Consider the following 16,727-nt stretch of genomic DNA (forward strand, 5'->3'; position numbering starts at 1 on the left):
AAGCGGAAAGCGGAGACGCAGCATGCGCACCGATGCCCCCCCTGCACCGGGCCCCACCATGCCGCTTCGCTTTCCGCCACCTCTCGGCGGCGTCGCCGGGACCAGCTTCAAGCCGTCGCACCTGGCCGCCATCCTGGCCGAGGCGCCGCGGCGCGGCTTCTTCGAGGTCCATGCCGAGAACTACATGGGCGCCGGCGGTCCGCCACACCATCAGCTCGAGGCGATCCGCAGGGATCATCCGCTGTCGATCCACGGCGTCTGCATGTCGATCGGCGGCCCGCAGCCGCTCGATCGCGACCACCTCGCGCGCTTCCGCAAGCTCGTCGCCCGCTATCAGCCGAGCCTCGTCTCCGAGCATCTTGCATGGTCGACGCACGATACGACGTTTTTCAACGACCTGCTGCCATTGCCCTACACGGCCGCCACGCTGGCACGGGTCTGCGACCATATCGATGAGGTGCAGAGCGCGATCCGCCGGCCGATCCTGCTGGAAAATCCGTCGACCTACGTCGCCTTTCACGACTCGACGATGAGCGAGACCGACTTCATCCGCGCCATCGTCCGCCGCACCGGCTGCGGGCTCCTGCTCGACCTCAACAACGTGTTCGTCTCAGCGATCAATCATGGCTTCTCGCCACAGGACTATCTGGCCGACGTTCCGCTCGCCGCTGTCGGCGAGATCCATCTCGCCGGTCACGCCGTGCAGGCCGACGATGAAGGCGAGCCGCTGCTGATCGACAGCCATGACGGCCCCGTCGCCTACGATGTGTGGGCACTGTTCGCCAGCGTGATCGCGCGCAACGGTCCGGTGCCGACGCTGATCGAATGGGACAGCAACATTCCGGACTGGCCCGTGCTGAAGGCAGAGGCCGCGGCCGCGCAGACGATTCTCGATGACCACGCCCCCAACTGCTTGCAGGAGGTGCGCGATGCCGCAGCCTGAGCATATGTCCGACTATGCCGCTCAGTTCGCCGCGGCGCTGCTGACGCCGGATCGCGCGACGCCTGTCGCCGTCAGGGGTCCGCTGGCCAAGGCGGCCGGGCGCCGGTTCAACGTCTACCGCAACAACGTCACGGTCAGCCTGATCGAGTCGCTCGTCGCGATCTATCCGGCGGTGCAGCGCATCACCGGTCCCGACTTCTTCCGCGCGATGGCGCGGGCGCATGTACGCGAAACGCCGCCGACGTCGCCGCTGCTCGTCGACTATGGACGCGACTTCCCCGCTTTCATCGCAGCTTACGAGCACGCTCGGACGATGCCGTTCCTGACGGACGTCGCACAGATCGAGCGGGCCTGGCTCGACGCCTATCACGCGGCAGACGCCGCGCCGCTCGACGGCGCCACGCTGGCGACGGTGCCGCCCGAGCGGTTGCCCGAGCTGCGCTTCGCCGTTCATCCCGCCACCCGCATCGTGCGCTCGGATTTCGCGGCGGTGACGATCTTCTCGGCCAATCGCGGCGATGCGCCGGTGCCGCGCATCGACGGCTCGGTCCCGGAGGACGCGCTGATCACGCGGCCCGCGTTCGACGTCGCCGTGCGCCACCTGCCGCGGGGCGGCGCGATCTTCGCAAGCCTGCTGATCACGCGGCAGCCGCTCGGCGTGGCCGCGGAAGCCGCGTTCGAGGCAGCGCCGGAGTTCGATCTCGCCACCAACATTGCCGGCCTGATCGAGGCCGGCGCCTTCACGGACATCAGTTTCGAGGACGCATGATGACGACGGACCACTCCATGGCGCCGACCGCGACACTGTCGCTGCCTTCCCTCGTCGGCCAGACCGTTCGGCTGCTGCAGAGCGCGACCCCGCTCACCCTAGTCCAGCTCGTCACTCGCATTGCGCTGGCGGTGCCGTTCTGGCGCTCGGGCATTCTCAAATGGGACGGCTTTCTCAGGCTGAGCGACACCGCCGTGACGCTGTTCAGCGACGAGTTCATGCTGCATCTGCCTGGCGGGCCATACCACTTTCCCATGCCGACGGTGATGGCGTTCCTGTCGGGCTGCGGCGAGGTCACCTTCCCCGTCCTGCTCATTCTCGGCCTCGGTACCCGCTTCGCGGCACTCGGCCTGCTGTTCATGACATGCATCGTCGAGCTCACGGTGCCCGACGGCTGGCCGATCCATCTGACCTGGGCCGCGATGGCGCTGGGCCTCATTGCCCATGGCGGTGGAAAGATCTCGCTCGATCACATCCTCGGCGGGCTGTTCGGCGGCGCGCACCAGGGCAGCACGAGCCGTGGCATGTAGTAGCCGCGCCACTCGCAGACCTCCTCGGGCCCCTTGCGCTTGAGCGCCATCTTGACCGGCTCGGCCTGGCTGATGCCGACATGGAGCGCGAGCAGCACCGCGCCGATCGGATAGGCGAAGCGGGAAAAGCGCAGGTCCGACAGACGATCGAGCAGGACCATGCCGGCGATGATGATCAGGGGATCGGTGAAGACGAAGTACTCGACCTTCAGCCCGCGGCGGACGCCGAGCGTGTCGATGCCGATGGCCGCCAGCATCAGGAGGACGGCTTGGATGGCCGCCTGCCGCTCACCGCGGCGCCAGGCCATGACAATGCCGGGGATGATCAACCAGGTCAGGAACACGGCGGGGCGGGCCGACGATTGCAGCACGAAGGTGTAGCGCCGGATGACCCCGAAGACGCCGGACAGCAACAGGCCGATCGCACCGCCCAGGCTGCCGGCGGCCTCTGGCGCGTCGACATAGGTGATCATCTTCTCGAGCGGATTGAGCACGATCACGACATCGTTGATGTTGTAGCTCAACTTCAGTGCCAGCAGGCCGAGGCTTGCGCTGGCCACCACCGCCAGCAGCGCCGCGACGGTCTCGGCCGCGCTCACACGCCATAACCACGCGAAGGCGGCCAGGCAGACCGCGACCACGCCGAGCAGCGCGAACTGATAGAGGCCGAAGCGGCCGAGCAGCATCGGCTTGAGGCCGGCAGCCGTCGCATTGACGGGGTCGAAGCCGGCGGCGACCAGCGGCCAGGCGGCGATCGCGGCGATGATCGCCGCCACGGCGGCGACCATGACGGCCGCCCATGCGCGCGAGCTTTGCCAGAACGCCACGCTTGCGCTCGTCGCCGTCCCGAACGGCAACACCAGCACGGGAATGGTGGCGATCAGCAGGATCGCATGCACCTTGTTCTCCAGACCGAGCATGCAGAGCAGCGCGGCGAGTCCGACGGCGAGCGGCCGCGTCAGGCTGGCGCGGCGCGCGACCGCGATCAGGATCATCAGCGCGAGGATGCAGAACGACGCCGCGATCATCTCGCTGCGCAGGATGCGCAGATGCATCTGCACGCCGCCGGAGAAGGCGAAGGCGGTGACGGCGAGCATGGCGATGCGCCAATCCGACACCAGCCGGCGCGCGGCCCAAGCAAAGGCGAGGATGATGCCGGCGGCCGTCAGCAGCGCGGCGACGCGTCCGGCATGGACGGCGCCGGTCATCGCGACATCGAAGGCGGCGCGATCGGCGGGGATCGCCGACAATGTCCAGGCGTCGAGCAGGCCGAGCCGATGCAGCAGCGCGAACCAGGTCTCGACCGAGAGGATGGTGAGATAGGCCGGGTGATCGAAGAAGGCCTGTGCGCCGCCATCGTTCATGGCGAGCGCATTGTAGATCACCATGAAGTCCATGTCGGCATTGCGCCAATAGACGGTGAAATAGCCGGCGGTCAGGAACGACACGAGCGACAGCAGCAGCGCGACCGCGACCCCGCCGCGCCAGCCGAAGCGCGTCAGGCGGTCGAGGGCGTCGGGAAAGGGAGCCGATGCTTTCGGTACCGCTTTCTCCGTCATGCGCAGGCTTGTCCCACGCATCCATGTCGGCCCTCATCGACGAAAGAAGACGTCGATGGCCGGGTCAGGCCCGGCCATGACGATGTGGGAAGATGGGCAACCGATCCACGCACCGCTTGGTCAGGCTCGACGGCGTAGACAGCGGCCATCTCAGATCGCCTTGATCTTGAAGAACGCGAACACGACCATCTTCAGCAGCATCCAGCCGTGGCGGAAGCGGGAGATCTGGGTTTCGCCATAGCTGCGCGCGGCGTAGCGGATCGGCAGGTCGATCGATTTCAGGTTCAGCTTGGAGGCGCCGAAGATCAGGTCGAAATCGCCGAACGGATCGAAATCGCCGAAATAGGCCTTGCCGGCCTTGAGCCTGACATAGTCGCTGCGGCGGAGCACCTTGGTGCCGCAGAGCGTATCGGTGTAGCGCTGGTTCAGGAGCCACGAGAACAGATAGGAGAAGGTCTTGTTGGCGATGAGGTTGAGGAACCGCATCGCGCCCTCGTCCATCGGATAGACCAGGCGCGAGCCGTTGATGAACTCGCCCTTGCCGGAACGCAGCGCCTCGAAGAATTTCGGCAGTTGCTCCGGCGGCATGGTGAGGTCGGCATCGAGGATCATCAGCACGTCGCCGCGCGCGGCGTCGAACGCGGTGAACACCGCGTCGGCCTTGCCCTTGCCGGGCTGTCGCATCAGCTTGATGTCGTGATCGGGGAATGCCGCGCGCACCCGCTCCATCTCCTCATAGGTACCGTCCTGGCTGTGGCCCTCGACGAAGATGATCTCGACGTCGTTGCAGAACGCCGCGATGCGCCGGACCGCCGGCTCAATGTTGCCGCGCTCGTTGCGCGCGGGGATGACGACGGTGGCCGAGCGGACGTCGTCGCTCACGCAGCGCAGCGAACGCGACACCAGATAGTGCCGCAGCGCCAGCGCGCGCAGGCCCGGCAGCACGCTGAGAAAGCGGTTGGCGAAACGGCCGAAGCCGTAGAGCCGCAGCGGCGAGAGCACACGCTGCTCTGATTTGACGGGATCGAAATCGGCCAGGTGCGCCAGGCTGCGCAGGTCGGCTGGCGACAGCACGTTCTGCTCCGGCTGCGGCATCCGCAGGCCCAGTGCTTCCGCAGCCTTCAGCAGCGGATACCAGAGGTGCGAGAAGTAGCCGATGACGAGTCGCGTCTCGCGCGTGCACAGCGGGTGCAATTGCTCGATGAACTGCTGGCAGTCGTCGAGCGAACCGATGGTGTCGAGCACCAGAATGACATCGAACGGGCCGGTGGCGGCGGCGAGCGTGGCCGGATCCTCCGCGTCGCCCAGAATGAAGGTCAGCTCAGGATGCCGGCTGCGGGCGATCTTGATCTGCTTTTCGCTGAAGTCGATGCCGACGCCGTAGGACGGCGCGAGCGATGCCAGGGTATCGCCGAGGCCGCAGCCGATCTCGAGCACGCGGCTGCCCGGCGGGATCAGGAAGCGCAGATAGCACTCGTCCTCGCTGTGAAAGAACGCCGCCTTGTCGCGCCAGCCGGCGCGCGCATCGGCGAAATCGTTGGCATGGTCGAGGATGGCCGCCTTGCGCGGTGACAGCGCCTTCGTTGCCGACGACGGGGTTGCGGCAACCTGCGACCGCTCGCATTCGTCCTGCCGGACCTGCTCGTCCAACTCCGCCACCTGATACCACCCCTGTTAGGAACTACGTCCTTCTAGGCCAGCCCGGTTGGGCGGAGTCAAGGCGGCGGCAGAGAAGTCCTCCGCTCTGTCGGCATCGTGGCCCCCTCGCTCTGACGCGCGACGGAAACGAGCAGACATCGGCCAGCCACAATGAAGCCGCCGCGATCGTTCGCGCCGCATGCGTCCGATCTTTGCATCTCATTCGCGCTCGCAACTATGCCGGCGCGGGAAGACCGGCGACGCTGGACCGTCGTTGCCAGATTGGCGCCGGCACCAACGGCTTGAGTGCCGCGCGCCTGCCTTCGCGGGGCACGGATGCACCTGACGAGCCCGCCGTCGCGGCTCCCCCCTCCTATCAACACAGCGACGCACCGCGATCGAGAAATGCCGCTGCGCTCACCGCCCGCAGCAGAACTTGTATTTCTTGCCGCTAGCGCACGGGCATGGATCATTGCGGCCGACCTTCGCGGTGGCAGCCGCACGCTTCGGCTCCGTGACGACGGCTCGCGCGTCACCCTCGACGAAGCGCCAGGCACCGTCGGCGTCGCGGCGGAACTGCGAGACCTCGTGGTGCTCGATGGTCTTGCCGGCCTCGCGATAGCTGGCGACGAAGCTGACGACGCCGTCGGCGTCGCCGGGCTGGCCGCGGACCGACGAGACGATGCGCAGGCCGAGCCATGTGGCGCGTGTCGCCCAATCCTTCGCGGCTACCGCATCGAACGCACCGCGCCGGTCGGCGGCGAGCGTCGTTTCGACATAGCGAATGTCCCGCGCGTATAGGCCGTATAGCGCGAGCGCATCAGCGCCTCGGCGGTCGGCGGCTGATCGTCACCATCGAGATAGGGACCGCAGCAGCGATCATAGGGAAGACCTGATCCGCACGGACATTGCATGAGACGACGACAGAGCTCCTTTTCCGAGATCCCACCATAGCCCGTTGACCAGCGCGCGGCACCCTGCGTTCGCGCATCGAACAAAGAGCTCGTCACCTCCGGTTGTGACCGCAAAGACGCAGTTCTCCGTTGCCGGCGAGCTGACATCCCGACGACGGCCTAGCGTGGTTTCGAAACCGGCGAATCCGTGTTAACCATTGGTTAAGAACAAGGGTGTTGGGCGCACGGCTGACCGGCCCGGCCCCGCGCGGACCAGAACCTTCCGGGCGCCGCCTCATTACGTGGCGCTTGTGACCGCAAGCCCTCCGCATCATCGGCGGATCAGGGCGCGTGAGACGCCAACGATTTCTTCGCGCGACGCCAGCCCGGCCGCAAGAACGAAGGCCCGCTTCGAGGCGGGCCGCTGCCCGATTCCCGATCAGACGTGCACCCGATGCCGGCGCGGTCAGCGCTGCGTGCAAACGCAGCGTCGCGCCCATCACCACCGATTGGAGCAGCCCCGATGGCTGATGAGTCCGTAGTCGCATCCATCATTCCCTGGCAGCAGCCGAAGACGGCCAAGCCGCGTCCGAAGCGCGCCAAGGTCGTCAAGCCACGCCCGCGGCCCCGAGCCGACAAGGCCGAGAAGGCCAAGATGGCGGCGCTCGACGACGAGATGCTCGCGTCCGAGACGCTGATCATGCCGGATTTCCTGGACTACGTGAACGAGCCGCCGAAAGCTCCGGCCGTTGCCGAGGCGTCCCGCACGGGGGCGGCTGCCAGCGCGGCGGCCGCGGCGATCCCGGCCGCAGCGCCGCCGGCCACGATACCGCCGCGCGAAGCGTCGGCCGCGACCGAAGGCGAGGTCGTGCCGGCCGCCGCGCCGATCACGCCGGCAAAGCCCGCGCGCGCTGGCATCACCGCCTCGTCGGTCCTGCTGCAGCTGGCCGCACTGGCGCTGGCCGCGGTCGGCATGGCCATGAACGGCTGGTTCGCACACTCGCTCGGCTCGAACAGCACCGCGGGCTACATGTTTCTGGCGGTCGGCGTCACCGCCGACCTCGTCGCGCTGGTGATGCCGACCTGCGCCGCACGGCTGTGGCAGGCGCGCCACCGCGCCTCGGCACTGACCGGCTGGACGGTGTGGCTGATGACCTTCGTGTTCGCGGTCACCGCCGGCATCGGCTTCGCCTCCACCAACATCAGCGACGTCACCTTGGCGCGCGCCTCGCGCGTGACGCCCGCGGTGCAGGCCGCGCAGACGGCGCTCGCGGATGCAATGACCGCGCGCGACCGCGAGTGCAAGGGCGGCGTCGGCAAGTTCTGTCGGGAGCGCGAGGCTGCGGTCGCCGAGCGTCGCCTGGCGCTGGACGCGGCGATGTCCACGGTCAGCCAGACCGCCGATCCGCAAACCGAGGCCACGATCAAGCTGATGGCGTGGGTGTCGCGCGGCGTGGTGAAGCCCTCCGCCGACGACTTCGTCATGCTCCGCCTGATCCTGCTGGCGCTGCTGCCGCAGATCGGCGGCATCCTGCTGATGGTCGGGCGGAGGGTATGAGAGTTCTTGTCGCCGCCGGCGATTGTCTCGCCGGGGTCGGATCAGCGCTTGCTGCGGCCGCGTGAACGCTGCGGACGATGCGCGGCGCGCCACGCGCTCTCGAGCACGCTGCGCAGGCGAGCGGCGTCGACATCGGCGAGCGACACGGTGGTCCAGCCCTGATCACCCCATTTGTTCGGGACCCGGCGAAACACGCCGGGCTGCAGGCCGGCATGGTGCTCCTGCTCGTCGGGCGTGAGCAGGACGTTGGCGGATGCGCCATCGGCGGCGAGGGTCGCGAAGGTCCGGTGCAGCTTGAACGCGGTGCGATCGAAGTGAGGCGCCGCGGTCGTTCCGGCGAACGACAGGGCGAGAGCACGAAATTCGTCACCGGTCATCTCGACGCGCCTCGTGTGATCGTATTCGAACGATAGGACTAGCACCGGCCATGGCGGTCCGCCATACGGCGGACGTCGCGCCCTGCACGCAAACGTGAAGCCCCGGCATCCCGGGGCCTTGATGCAGGTCAAAACTATACGACCTCGTTTCTATATGGCTTGTCGCAGGATGGATCAGAGGAGAGCAGCCATGCCGGCACAGAGCACGATGCAGGTCTACCTGAACTGGGCCAGGGAGCGCCTCCACGAGATGGATGCCGCGCTGGAGTCGCTGGGGGTCAAGGCAGCCGAGGTCGAAGCAGCATCCAAGGTGAAGACCGAGGAGATCATGGCGGACTTGAAGAAGCGCCGCAGCGACCTCGAAGCCCTGCTCAAGACGCAAGCAGCGGCCGGCGAAGCCGCGATGGCCAGCGCGAAGACCGAGCTGGACGCGCATTGGGCTGGATTCGAGGCGCAGATGAAGGCCTATTTCGACGCCGCCGGCAAGCAGGCCGCCCAGCAGCAGGCGACCTTCAAGGACATCGCCGCCGCGCAGGCGACGGCATGGCGGGAGTCGGCTGACAGGTTTCGCGAGGCGGCGACCAAGGTGACGACGGTCGGCACCACCGATCTGGACGCCGTGCTGAAGCAGCTCAAATCCGACGCGGCAGAGGCCGGCGCCCATCTCGAGAAACTGAAACAGACAGGCAGCGAATCCTGGTCGGTGCTCAGCGCCGCCCTGAGCGAATCCCGCAAGGCGTTCGATCAGGCCAATCAGGCAGCTTGGAATGCGTTGAAGGGGCCGGGCGGGAAGAGCTGAGGGCGGTACGGCCAGAACGCCGCGATCCATCATGGGGCGGCGTCGCGAAACGCGACGCGCCCCGCAGTCAACGGATGGACGAAATGTGACGGGGTCGAGGGAAGCCGCAGCACCGCCCCCAGGGCAAGCCTACCAGCGCGAGCGGACAGCGCCGCTCGGACTCACTCCCTGATCGAGTCACTGCTTGAAGCAATGGCGGCGATGCCATTGCAGAAAGTGCGGGTGCGGTCGATCTCGGGCGCGGTCCGGAGCGAAGGCAACCCCGGACTGATTGACGAAGCCACGGATACGAGCGATGTCGTTGACGTGCCGAGAGACCAGGATGGCGAGATCATCGTCAAGGCTGATCAATCCTCGGTCGAACATCCAATGGACCGTTCCCGACAAGGCCAGCCCGTTTTGCACGAGGTCGGGACCGTTGGCCTCGACAGGGCGAATATGGGCCGCATTCACTTCGGCACGTCCGCCGCCGTTGATCAGTTTCAGCCCGGTGATGGCGCAACGTTCGCCATAGGCTCGCAGTACGATCTTGCGGAACAGGCGATCTCGGGCGATACGCGACGTCAGACGCTGGATGCGATCGCGGAGCTGCTCCGACACCAATGGCGTTTGATCCTCTTCAAACCCATTAAGGGGGTGGCCGGTCTCCGGCATACGCGGCAACAGGGCGTCTCGATCATCCAGACCGCGCTCGATGATACGCTGAAAGTCCTCCGGCGAAATCGGCCGCACAGCCGCCTGCGCCCGGCCCGAGAGCTTGCCCGTCTCGTTGAGCAGGCCCCGCTCGATCGGGCCGTTCTGCTCGCTGAAGGGAACCGGACTGACGAATTCGAGGTATGAGCCGGGCTGAATGAGCGCGAGATACATATCGGGCGCCTTCGGATCTGGAATGATCCGCTCGACCCGAGCGATCGCGAAATAGCCGCGCGTTCCCAGCACTTTCGTCGGCTCTAAGTAGACAATCCAATCTCCGACGCTGCCCTGCGCGCGGCCGAGATATTGTTTGGGAAATTGGTACTGCTCCGCCGGACTATCGTCGTAGATCGAATCAGTCCGATGCATGAAGACGCGGTAGCTCATGCAGGCAGCTTAACTGAGCGACTCGGATGGAAGCAAATGTCGTAGCCAGCCGAGATCGCCGTGTCGCTGTACTTAGGAGTACGACGCTGGACGTCGATGCACGACGCCGCAACCGGCTTGGGCCGTGCTTGAAGGACCCATAGCCGACGTCGAACCAGGCGTCCGTCAGCCTCGCTTCGAACTACCTGGCGGTGGCGCGCCGCTCACGCCCGGACTGATCGCGAGCGTGGTGCCGGCGGCACCTCCCGCTTCATAGGCCGCCGTCGACACCATCCGGCTCGTGCTGCGCGCCGACCGCAGCTTCAGATCGAGCTTGTCGAACTCGGCATCGACCACCGAGGTCTTGAGCACGACCAGCCCGCGGCCGCTGCTCTGGTTGATCTGATCCCGGGCCGCCTTCATCGCCACCAGGCGGTCGGCGATCGACACCACCATGCCGAGGGCGAAGGAGGCATTGGCGAGATGCCGGTCCTGGTGCCGGAACCGGCGGTACTCGGCCGAGGTCTTGTAGCGGCCGAGTTCGGCGCGCACGGCGGTGTCGATCAGCTCCGCCAGGTAGTGCGCAACCTCGACATCCGCGGGGAGACCGAAGAACACATAGCTCGCTTCGCCGGCCGGATTCTTCTCGCGCCAGACCCGGCAATCGCAGAAATGCGCGATCGCGCCGATGCAGTCATCGAGCGGAATGCGCTTCTTGCGATGGGTCTCATAGACCTTGCGCTCGCACGCCGACGCCCGCAGCTCGAGGTCGGACAGCGACAGGTCGTGGCGATCGAGCAGTTCGGCGACCTTGGCGGCCGCGGACAGCGCCTCGTCCTCGGTGCAGCCATTGGCGATGGTCTTGGCGCGCAGCGCCTGAATGCGGGATTTCAGCTTGTCGAGCGCAACAGGATCGGAAGCGGCAGGATCGAACGTCTGGCTCACCGCTCAAGGCCCATGACAAGCCCCGCCGGGAGGTGGCCGAGGGAGGAACTGGCGGAGAGGGAGGGATTCGAACCCCCGATAGGCTTGCACCTATGCCGCATTTCGAGTGCGGTGCATTCAACCACTCTGCCACCTCTCCAGGCGCAAATCAGGGGCGAGCCCCCGGGTCGGGCGTCGTTCTAGGGCACGATGCGGGGGGTGACAAGGCAGCCGGTCGAAATTTTCCCGGGGCTCGCGCATGCGCGCGCCATTGCGATCCGCTCGGGGAAGCGGACCGCACGCGGCGGCTGAACGGCTACACCGCTCGGCCCCGCGCTCCGAAGGCCCCGGACTGACGCGGGCCTTCGAACCCGCTGGTCTGCGCCGCGCTCGTCAGCGGAACAGGTCGAAATGGTAGTTCAAGCCGACCCGCACGGAGTGAATCTTGGCCGCTCGCCAGTCCGGCAGGTCGTCGTGCTTGAGGTCGGTGTAGAGGTATTCGAGCTTGGCCGACCATTTCGGCAGGAACGCCCATTCGGCGCCGCCGCCCGCGGTCCAGCCCATCTTCATCTTGTGGGTCGGCCCGTCCTTCAACTCGCCGGCCGCAAGACCCGCCGTACCATACAGCCACAGGCGCTGGTCGAGCACCGCGATGCCGGCGCGCGCGCGGCCGTAGGTGAGCCAGGGCATGCTGACGGCCGGATTGACGAGATCGGCCTTGCGCGAGAGGCCGGTGAATTCGAGATCGTTCTCGATGCCGACCACGAACATCGGCGAGATCTGGTAGTTGTAGCCGGCCTGCAGGCCGCCGATCACGCCGGACAGCTTACCGCCATTGGCGCCGGCGGCGTTCGTGAAGGAGTCGTTTCCGGTGAAGGCGCCGCCGACATTGGCGCCGGCATAGAAGCCGGTCCAGGAAAACGGTGCTGGTGCGGCGGCATAGGCCGGCGCCTTGTAGGTGGTCGCCGCCAGGTCGGCTGCCTCTGCCCCGCCGAGGCCCAGCGTCGCCGCCGCCACCGCAGCCATCCAGCCTCTCGCCCGTCTGATCATCATGTCCTCACACTCCACCCGGCGCGAGATTGCGCCGTCAAATCCCACCCCATTTGGGATGTCCATTAATAAACCGACTAGACGGTTTGTAAATGGACTTGATTGATACCGACGACGATTTCTCCTGCCGTTGCGGACGCGGCGGCTGGCGACGGAGGCCAGGAGACAAAGGTGGGACCGCCGTACGCTGACACATACCGGCGGTCCCGTGTCGCTACATCTTGGGGAAACCGACGGAAGAGACGGGGGTCAATCCGGCCGGCCTGAGCGACGCCGGCGACCCTGAGCCATCTGCGCGTGCATCGCAATGCGAACCGTTCCTTAACCTAACCAGTCAAGGTTACCGGGTTCCAGGCCATCCGACTGGTTGTACGGCGGTTTTCCGCACGTCCGGGAGCGCGAAGGCGCCATGCTGCAGCGCAGCATGCACCCCCCCTCCGGACCGCCGAGAGACACGGTGCGGCCGCGCCAATGCTCAATCCTTCTTCTTCTTGGCCGCCTTCTTGTCGTCGGCCTTGTCCTCCTTGGCCTTGTCGTCCCTGTCCCTGCGGCCGTTCTCCTTGCGGCGGTTGGTAAAGCGGGCATTGCCCAGGCCGGTGCCGATGGTCAGCACGCCCCAGCGCTCGAACTCCTGCATGAACGGCACCTCGGAGAGGCCCTGCACGACGCCGTCATTGTGCATCAGCACCGCGGTGTCGTGATCACCGATCATCGGGATCGCCTCGACCAGGCTGGCCGGCAGGTTGAACTTGCTGCTCTCCCAATTGCCCGGCAAGTTCTGTGCGCCCTTCTCGATCGAGCCGTCCTCGTTGATGACGCCGGGACAAGCGATGCCGATGAAGGGCGCCAGCCGCAGGCCCTCGGCGTCCGCCTCCTCGATCAGCTCCTTCAGCATCTTGGCGAGTCGCTTGACCGCACCTTCCCGCGTGGGTTCGTCATCGGCATGGCGCCAGAGATCGGACTTCCACACCGACGCTTTCGACAGGTCCGGGGCCTTCTTGCGCGCGGTCTCGACCACGCCGCAGCGGATGTTGGTGCCGCCGATATCGACCGCCAGGATGCTGTCATGGGCCTCGAAGATCCAGGACGGCGCCAGATGCAGTGCGCCGATCAAGCCGGCATCGTCGGGATGGTAGCGGATCGGCTCCAGCTCGACGCCAAAACCCTCGTCCTTGAGGATGATCTCGGTGCGCGCGATCGCGAGCTCGCCGAGGCGAGAGTCGCGAAAGCCGCCGCCGACCACGATGCATTCGGTCTTGGCCCAGGCCTTGGTGCGCAGGAAGCGCCGGGTGACGTGGGCGAGCTCCTGGGCGAATTCCTCGATCGCGGAGTGCACCACGGCCGAGGCCTCGGTGTCGTCGCCGACCAGGATGGCGTCCAGCGCCTTCTTGCTGATGGTCTCGCTGTCCTCGTCCCCGAACGGATCCTTGCCGGATTTGCGCAACGGCTTGCGCCAGCGCTCCAGGATCTTGCGAAAGGCGCCCTTGGAGGCGCGGTCGCCGAGGAAGCCGTCCTCGTCCTTGAGCTCGATGTTGAAGCTGTCGATCTCGACCGTCGGCAGCCGCGCGGCGCCGTGGCGGGCGATGCCCGTGGTGGTCATGACGTCGTCGGCCATGCGATCCTGCCCTGTTGTGCATTGGGCCCGGACAACGGCGGAGGGAACAGTTGGTTGCGGGTCCGGTGCGCCGGGTCGAGCGAATAGCGGCCGGGGGTCGGCGGGGCCCGGGCATCCCGTCCGAGCGGCAACCGGCCATTCACCTTGACTCGCCGGCTCACGCCGCTATAAGCGCCCGATCGACCGGCGCGGGCGTTCCTGCGCCGTTTGTCGTTGTGCCCTTTCTCGAGGCCCCAAAGCCTCGGGCGCGACTTCCGGCTCCAATCGGGCCGGACCACATGAACCATAACGACTGAACAAGAAGCCGACCCGGGGCCATCGCGCTCTGAGGCCGGGATCGAACACGAAGGATGAGAACGATGTTCGCAGTCATCAAGACCGGCGGCAAGCAATACCGCGTCGCCCCGGATGATGTGCTCGAGATTGGCAAGATCGACGGTGAGCCCGGAACGATCGTGCAGCTGAACGAGGTGCTGGTGGTCGGCGGTGATACGCCGATGCTGGGCATCCCCGCGGTGGCCGGCGCGTCCGTGGCCGTCGAGGTGCTGGACCACAAGCGCGGCCCCAAGGTGATCGCGTTCAAGAAGCGCCGCCGCAAGAATTCGCGCCGCAAGCGCGGCTACCGGGACGAGCTGACCTTGATCCGCGTCTCGGAGATCCTGACCGACAACGCCAAGCCGACCAAGGGCCCGCGCCCGAAGAAGGTCAAGGCGGAGGCCCCGGCGGCCGACGCCGCCGAGTAAGCGTGCCGGCGCGCGCCTCGCGCGCCGCACCGGCTTGAACCTCATCGCGCGTGGATTTTTCGTCCGCGCAGGTTGCAAATGTGAATGATCCCTTAGCGGAATCGCGCTAAAGGTGATCGCAAGAGATCGGAGACGAGCGATGGCTCATAAAAAGGCAGGCGGTTCATCCCGCAACGGACGCGACTCCAAGGGCAAGCGCCTCGGCATCAAGGCGTTCGGCGGCGAGCGCGTGATTCCCGGCAACATCATTGCGCGTCAGCGCGGCACCACCTGGCATCCCGGCCTCAACGTCGGCATGGGCACGGACCACACGATCTTCGCGAAAATCGAGGGCGTCGTCGAGTTCCATGACCGTGCCAACCGCACGTTCATCTCGGTACGTCCGGTACTCGCCGAGGCTGCTGAGTAGAATACGGTGGAACAATTCGCGTCCGCCGGGTCCTGACAAACCGGCGGAGCGCCAGATGGCTCCAGGGGAGGCGGGACAACCGGCCTCCCCTTTTCATTTTCGCTGATCAGTTGATCCCGAAGCGTCGATGGAGCCCGACATGCTGCAGGACATCACCACTCCCACCTTGCGCGAGGCGAGACCTTGCGTCCTCGAAACCTCCCGGCTGACGCTGCGTGCGCCGGTGCTCGCGGACGTGACAGCCATCGCCCGGCTCGCCGACGACCGTGTTATCGCCGAGAATACCCGCCGCCTGCCGCATCCCTATTCGGAGGTCGATGCCGCTCGCTTCGTTCGCGCGCTGGAACAGACGGGTGAGACCGCCTTGCTGATCGAGCATCTGGACACGCCGATCGGCATGGTCGGGATAAATCGAGCAGCAACGGGCCGTGCCGAGCTCGGCTACTGGCTGGGCGTTGCGCATTGGGGCCGCGGCTTCGGCACCGAAGCCGCGCGCGCCGCGATCGACCATTTCTTCGAGACGAGCGAGGACAATTTGCTGATCGGGCACGCCCGCGTCAGCAACCCAGCCTCGCGCAACATCCTGGAAAAGTGCGGCTTCCAATGGACCGGCGTCGAGCTGCACCGCTTCGAGGTGATCGGCTCGTCCGCCCCGGTCGACGCCTTCCGCCTGACCCGCGGCGTCTGGTCCTCGCTGAAGGCCTGGGCCAATGCGGGGCGGCGGAGTTAGGCCGGGCCACCCACCCCGCCTCACGTGTCGCTTCGCTCCGCGTGAGGCGACCCTCCCCCTCCAGGGGAGGGTCGCATCTCAGGCCGGCGGATTCACCGCACCCTGGCCCTGCCCCAGGCTGCGCTCGCGCAGATAGATGTACAGCCCAGCGCCGATGATGATGGTGGCGCCGATGATGGTGGCGGGATGCGGCACGTCGCCGAACACGACGAAGCCGAACAGCACGGCCCAGACGATCATCGTGTACTGATAGGGCACGACCACCGAGGCCGGCGCCAGCTTGAGCGAGCGGTTGACGCAGAACAACGCGGTCACCGAGATGAGGCCGGCGGCGGCGAACAGCACCAGGCTGCCGGACGTCGGCGTCACCCAGCCGAACGAGGACATCGCGGCGCCGAGCAGGAAGGTCCCGACGAACTGCGACGACGCCATCACGATGTCGGGCGTCGCGCGCAGGCTGCGCGTGATCAGCATCAGCACCGCGAACGACAGACTGCCGCCGAGTGCGATCAAGGCCGGCAGGCTGAAGGTCTGCGCCGAGGGCCGCAGCGCGATCAGCACGCCGCAGAAGCCGATCAGAATCGCGGTCCAGCGCCGCCAGCCGACATGCTCGCGCAGCACCAGCGCCGACAGCGCGGTGACGAAGATGGGCCCGGCGAGATAGTAGGTGATGACGTCGGCGAGCGGCAGATAGACGGTGGCGAGGAAGAACGCTGCGACCTCCAACGTCGACAGGATCACGCGCACGAGCTGCAGCCAGGGGCGCTCGAGCTGCAGGAACGCGGCGCGGTTGCGCCAGATGAACGGTGCGAGCAAGAGCAGCGCCGCACAGGCGCGCAGCCACAGGAGTTGGCCGACGGCATAGGTCGACACCAGGAACTTGCCGAGGGCGTCGCCGAACGAGAACATCGCAATCGACAGCAGCATCAGGCCGATGCCGGCCAGCCGCGCCGAGCGCTCATCGTTGGCGGTGGAGATTCGGGACAGCACGCTCATGATGGGGCTGCCTTATCAGGCACGCCGCCGCGGCTCCAGCCCTTCCGCATGGCGCGTCATGCAGCCCTGCTGCAACCCCTGCGCACGCCTTGTCCACGTGCTGCGCAGCGCGGCTTTACCGCTCGAAATTAAGGC

16 protein-coding genes, 1 tRNA gene and 1 pseudogene are annotated in these 16,727 nt (G+C 66.7%); 8 read left to right on the top strand and 10 right to left on the bottom strand.

Annotated elements, in window-relative coordinates:
• Positions 1-22 precede the first annotated feature (22 nt).
• The 3 genes from QX073_RS29685 to QX073_RS29695 are packed head-to-tail and all read left to right on the top strand — an operon-like array spanning position 23 to position 2,242.
• Positions 23-943, top strand: a complete 921-nt coding sequence (locus tag QX073_RS29685) for a DUF692 domain-containing protein (protein WP_315750666.1) — start codon at positions 23-25, stop codon at positions 941-943.
• Positions 930-1,712, top strand: a complete 783-nt coding sequence (locus tag QX073_RS29690) for a DNA-binding domain-containing protein (RefSeq protein WP_315750664.1) — start codon at positions 930-932, stop codon at positions 1,710-1,712. Before QX073_RS29685 ends, QX073_RS29690 begins: the two co-directional genes overlap by 14 nt.
• A complete protein-coding gene (locus QX073_RS29695) occupies positions 1,712-2,242 on the top strand; it encodes a DoxX family protein (protein WP_409977912.1) in 531 nt (176 codons plus the stop codon). The genes QX073_RS29690 and QX073_RS29695 overlap by 1 nt, the downstream gene beginning before the upstream one ends.
• Here QX073_RS29695 and QX073_RS29700 read toward each other — a convergent pair.
• The 3 genes and pseudogenes from QX073_RS29700 to QX073_RS29710 form a co-directional block, all read right to left on the bottom strand.
• Positions 2,182-3,801 (bottom strand): hypothetical protein, encoded by a 1,620-nt coding sequence (locus tag QX073_RS29700; RefSeq protein ID WP_315750662.1) that lies wholly within the window; start codon positions 3,799-3,801, stop codon positions 2,182-2,184. The two genes, QX073_RS29695 and QX073_RS29700, sit on opposite strands and share 61 nt — an antisense overlap.
• Positions 3,802-3,951: 150 nt before the next feature.
• The gene (locus QX073_RS29705; protein WP_315750661.1) at positions 3,952-5,460 is read right to left on the bottom strand and encodes a bifunctional class I SAM-dependent methyltransferase/glycosyltransferase family 2 protein; all 1,509 of its coding nucleotides are present in this window, start codon (positions 5,458-5,460) and stop codon (positions 3,952-3,954) included.
• 396 nt (positions 5,461-5,856) lie between these two features.
• Positions 5,857-6,353, bottom strand: a pseudogene (locus QX073_RS29710) (YchJ family protein).
• A gap of 502 nt (positions 6,354-6,855) precedes the next feature.
• Here QX073_RS29710 and QX073_RS29720 point away from each other — a divergent pair.
• On the top strand, positions 6,856-7,890 hold the full coding sequence (locus QX073_RS29720; RefSeq protein WP_316226809.1) for a hypothetical protein: 1,035 nt from the start codon (positions 6,856-6,858) through the stop codon (positions 7,888-7,890).
• A 41-nt stretch (positions 7,891-7,931) separates the two neighbouring features.
• On the opposite strand, the gene QX073_RS29725 is transcribed toward QX073_RS29720, so the two are convergent.
• Positions 7,932-8,267 carry an MmcQ/YjbR family DNA-binding protein gene (locus QX073_RS29725; protein WP_315750658.1) on the bottom strand — a complete coding sequence of 112 codons (336 nt, stop codon included), beginning with the start codon at positions 8,265-8,267 and terminating at the stop codon, positions 7,932-7,934.
• A gap of 190 nt (positions 8,268-8,457) precedes the next feature.
• Here QX073_RS29725 and QX073_RS29730 point away from each other — a divergent pair, with 190 nt between their 5' ends.
• Positions 8,458-9,066 (top strand): hypothetical protein, encoded by a 609-nt coding sequence (locus QX073_RS29730; protein ID WP_315716186.1) that lies wholly within the window; start codon positions 8,458-8,460, stop codon positions 9,064-9,066.
• Between the two features lie 177 nt (positions 9,067-9,243).
• Here QX073_RS29730 and QX073_RS29735 read toward each other — a convergent pair whose 3' ends face one another.
• The 5 genes from QX073_RS29735 to QX073_RS29755 all read right to left on the bottom strand — a co-directional run bounded on the left by QX073_RS29735 (position 9,244) and on the right by QX073_RS29755 (position 13,714).
• Positions 9,244-10,146 (bottom strand): HNH endonuclease, encoded by a 903-nt coding sequence (locus tag QX073_RS29735; RefSeq protein WP_316226810.1) that lies wholly within the window; start codon positions 10,144-10,146, stop codon positions 9,244-9,246.
• Between the two features lie 165 nt (positions 10,147-10,311).
• Positions 10,312-11,070: a DUF2786 domain-containing protein gene (locus tag QX073_RS29740; RefSeq protein ID WP_316186407.1), complete on the bottom strand. Its 759-nt coding sequence runs from the start codon at positions 11,068-11,070 to the stop codon at positions 10,312-10,314.
• Between the two features lie 49 nt (positions 11,071-11,119).
• Positions 11,120-11,209: transfer RNA gene (locus QX073_RS29745), tRNA-Ser, on the bottom strand.
• Between the two features lie 233 nt (positions 11,210-11,442).
• Positions 11,443-12,102 carry an outer membrane protein gene (locus QX073_RS29750; protein WP_410052400.1) on the bottom strand — a complete coding sequence of 220 codons (660 nt, stop codon included), beginning with the start codon at positions 12,100-12,102 and terminating at the stop codon, positions 11,443-11,445.
• Positions 12,103-12,574: 472 nt separating this feature from the next.
• Positions 12,575-13,714 carry an ROK family protein gene (locus QX073_RS29755; protein ID WP_315750655.1) on the bottom strand — a complete coding sequence of 380 codons (1,140 nt, stop codon included), beginning with the start codon at positions 13,712-13,714 and terminating at the stop codon, positions 12,575-12,577.
• A gap of 359 nt (positions 13,715-14,073) precedes the next feature.
• On the opposite strand from QX073_RS29755, the gene rplU reads away from it, so the two are divergent.
• The 3 genes from rplU to QX073_RS29770 all read left to right on the top strand — a co-directional run bounded on the left by rplU (position 14,074) and on the right by QX073_RS29770 (position 15,596).
• Positions 14,074-14,457 (top strand): 50S ribosomal protein L21, encoded by a 384-nt coding sequence (gene rplU / locus QX073_RS29760; RefSeq protein WP_315750653.1) that lies wholly within the window; start codon positions 14,074-14,076, stop codon positions 14,455-14,457.
• Positions 14,458-14,596: 139 nt separating this feature from the next.
• The gene (rpmA, locus tag QX073_RS29765) at positions 14,597-14,866 is read left to right on the top strand and encodes a 50S ribosomal protein L27 (RefSeq protein WP_315750651.1); all 270 of its coding nucleotides are present in this window, start codon (positions 14,597-14,599) and stop codon (positions 14,864-14,866) included.
• Between the two features lie 139 nt (positions 14,867-15,005).
• Positions 15,006-15,596: a GNAT family N-acetyltransferase gene (locus tag QX073_RS29770; RefSeq protein WP_316226811.1), complete on the top strand. Its 591-nt coding sequence runs from the start codon at positions 15,006-15,008 to the stop codon at positions 15,594-15,596.
• Between the two features lie 78 nt (positions 15,597-15,674).
• On the opposite strand, the gene QX073_RS29775 is transcribed toward QX073_RS29770, so the two are convergent.
• On the bottom strand, positions 15,675-16,592 hold the full coding sequence (locus QX073_RS29775) for a DMT family transporter (protein WP_316169934.1): 918 nt from the start codon (positions 16,590-16,592) through the stop codon (positions 15,675-15,677).
• Positions 16,593-16,727: the final 135 nt, after the last annotated feature.

This window comes from Bradyrhizobium sp. SZCCHNS3052 (assembly GCF_032484495.1).
In the GTDB taxonomy this organism is placed as follows: Bacteria; Pseudomonadota; Alphaproteobacteria; order Rhizobiales; family Xanthobacteraceae; genus Bradyrhizobium.

Coding starts and splice junctions, on each gene's coding strand:
- QX073_RS29685 (WP_315750666.1), top strand. CDS start 23: ATGCGCACCGATGCCCCCCCTGCACCGGGCCCCACCATGCCGCTTCGC.
- QX073_RS29690 (WP_315750664.1), top strand. CDS start 930: ATGCCGCAGCCTGAGCATATGTCCGACTATGCCGCTCAGTTCGCCGCG.
- QX073_RS29695 (WP_409977912.1), top strand. CDS start 1,712: ATGACGACGGACCACTCCATGGCGCCGACCGCGACACTGTCGCTGCCT.
- QX073_RS29700 (WP_315750662.1), bottom strand. CDS start 3,801: ATGACGGAGAAAGCGGTACCGAAAGCATCGGCTCCCTTTCCCGACGCC.
- QX073_RS29720 (WP_316226809.1), top strand. CDS start 6,856: ATGGCTGATGAGTCCGTAGTCGCATCCATCATTCCCTGGCAGCAGCCG.
- QX073_RS29725 (WP_315750658.1), bottom strand. CDS start 8,267: ATGACCGGTGACGAATTTCGTGCTCTCGCCCTGTCGTTCGCCGGAACG.
- QX073_RS29730 (WP_315716186.1), top strand. CDS start 8,458: ATGCCGGCACAGAGCACGATGCAGGTCTACCTGAACTGGGCCAGGGAG.
- QX073_RS29735 (WP_316226810.1), bottom strand. CDS start 10,146: ATGAGCTACCGCGTCTTCATGCATCGGACTGATTCGATCTACGACGAT.
- QX073_RS29750 (WP_410052400.1), bottom strand. CDS start 12,102: ATGATGATCAGACGGGCGAGAGGCTGGATGGCTGCGGTGGCGGCGGCG.
- QX073_RS29755 (WP_315750655.1), bottom strand. CDS start 13,714: ATGGCCGACGACGTCATGACCACCACGGGCATCGCCCGCCACGGCGCC.
- rplU (WP_315750653.1), top strand. CDS start 14,074: ATGTTCGCAGTCATCAAGACCGGCGGCAAGCAATACCGCGTCGCCCCG.
- rpmA (WP_315750651.1), top strand. CDS start 14,597: ATGGCTCATAAAAAGGCAGGCGGTTCATCCCGCAACGGACGCGACTCC.
- QX073_RS29770 (WP_316226811.1), top strand. CDS start 15,006: ATGCTGCAGGACATCACCACTCCCACCTTGCGCGAGGCGAGACCTTGC.
- QX073_RS29775 (WP_316169934.1), bottom strand. CDS start 16,592: ATGAGCGTGCTGTCCCGAATCTCCACCGCCAACGATGAGCGCTCGGCG.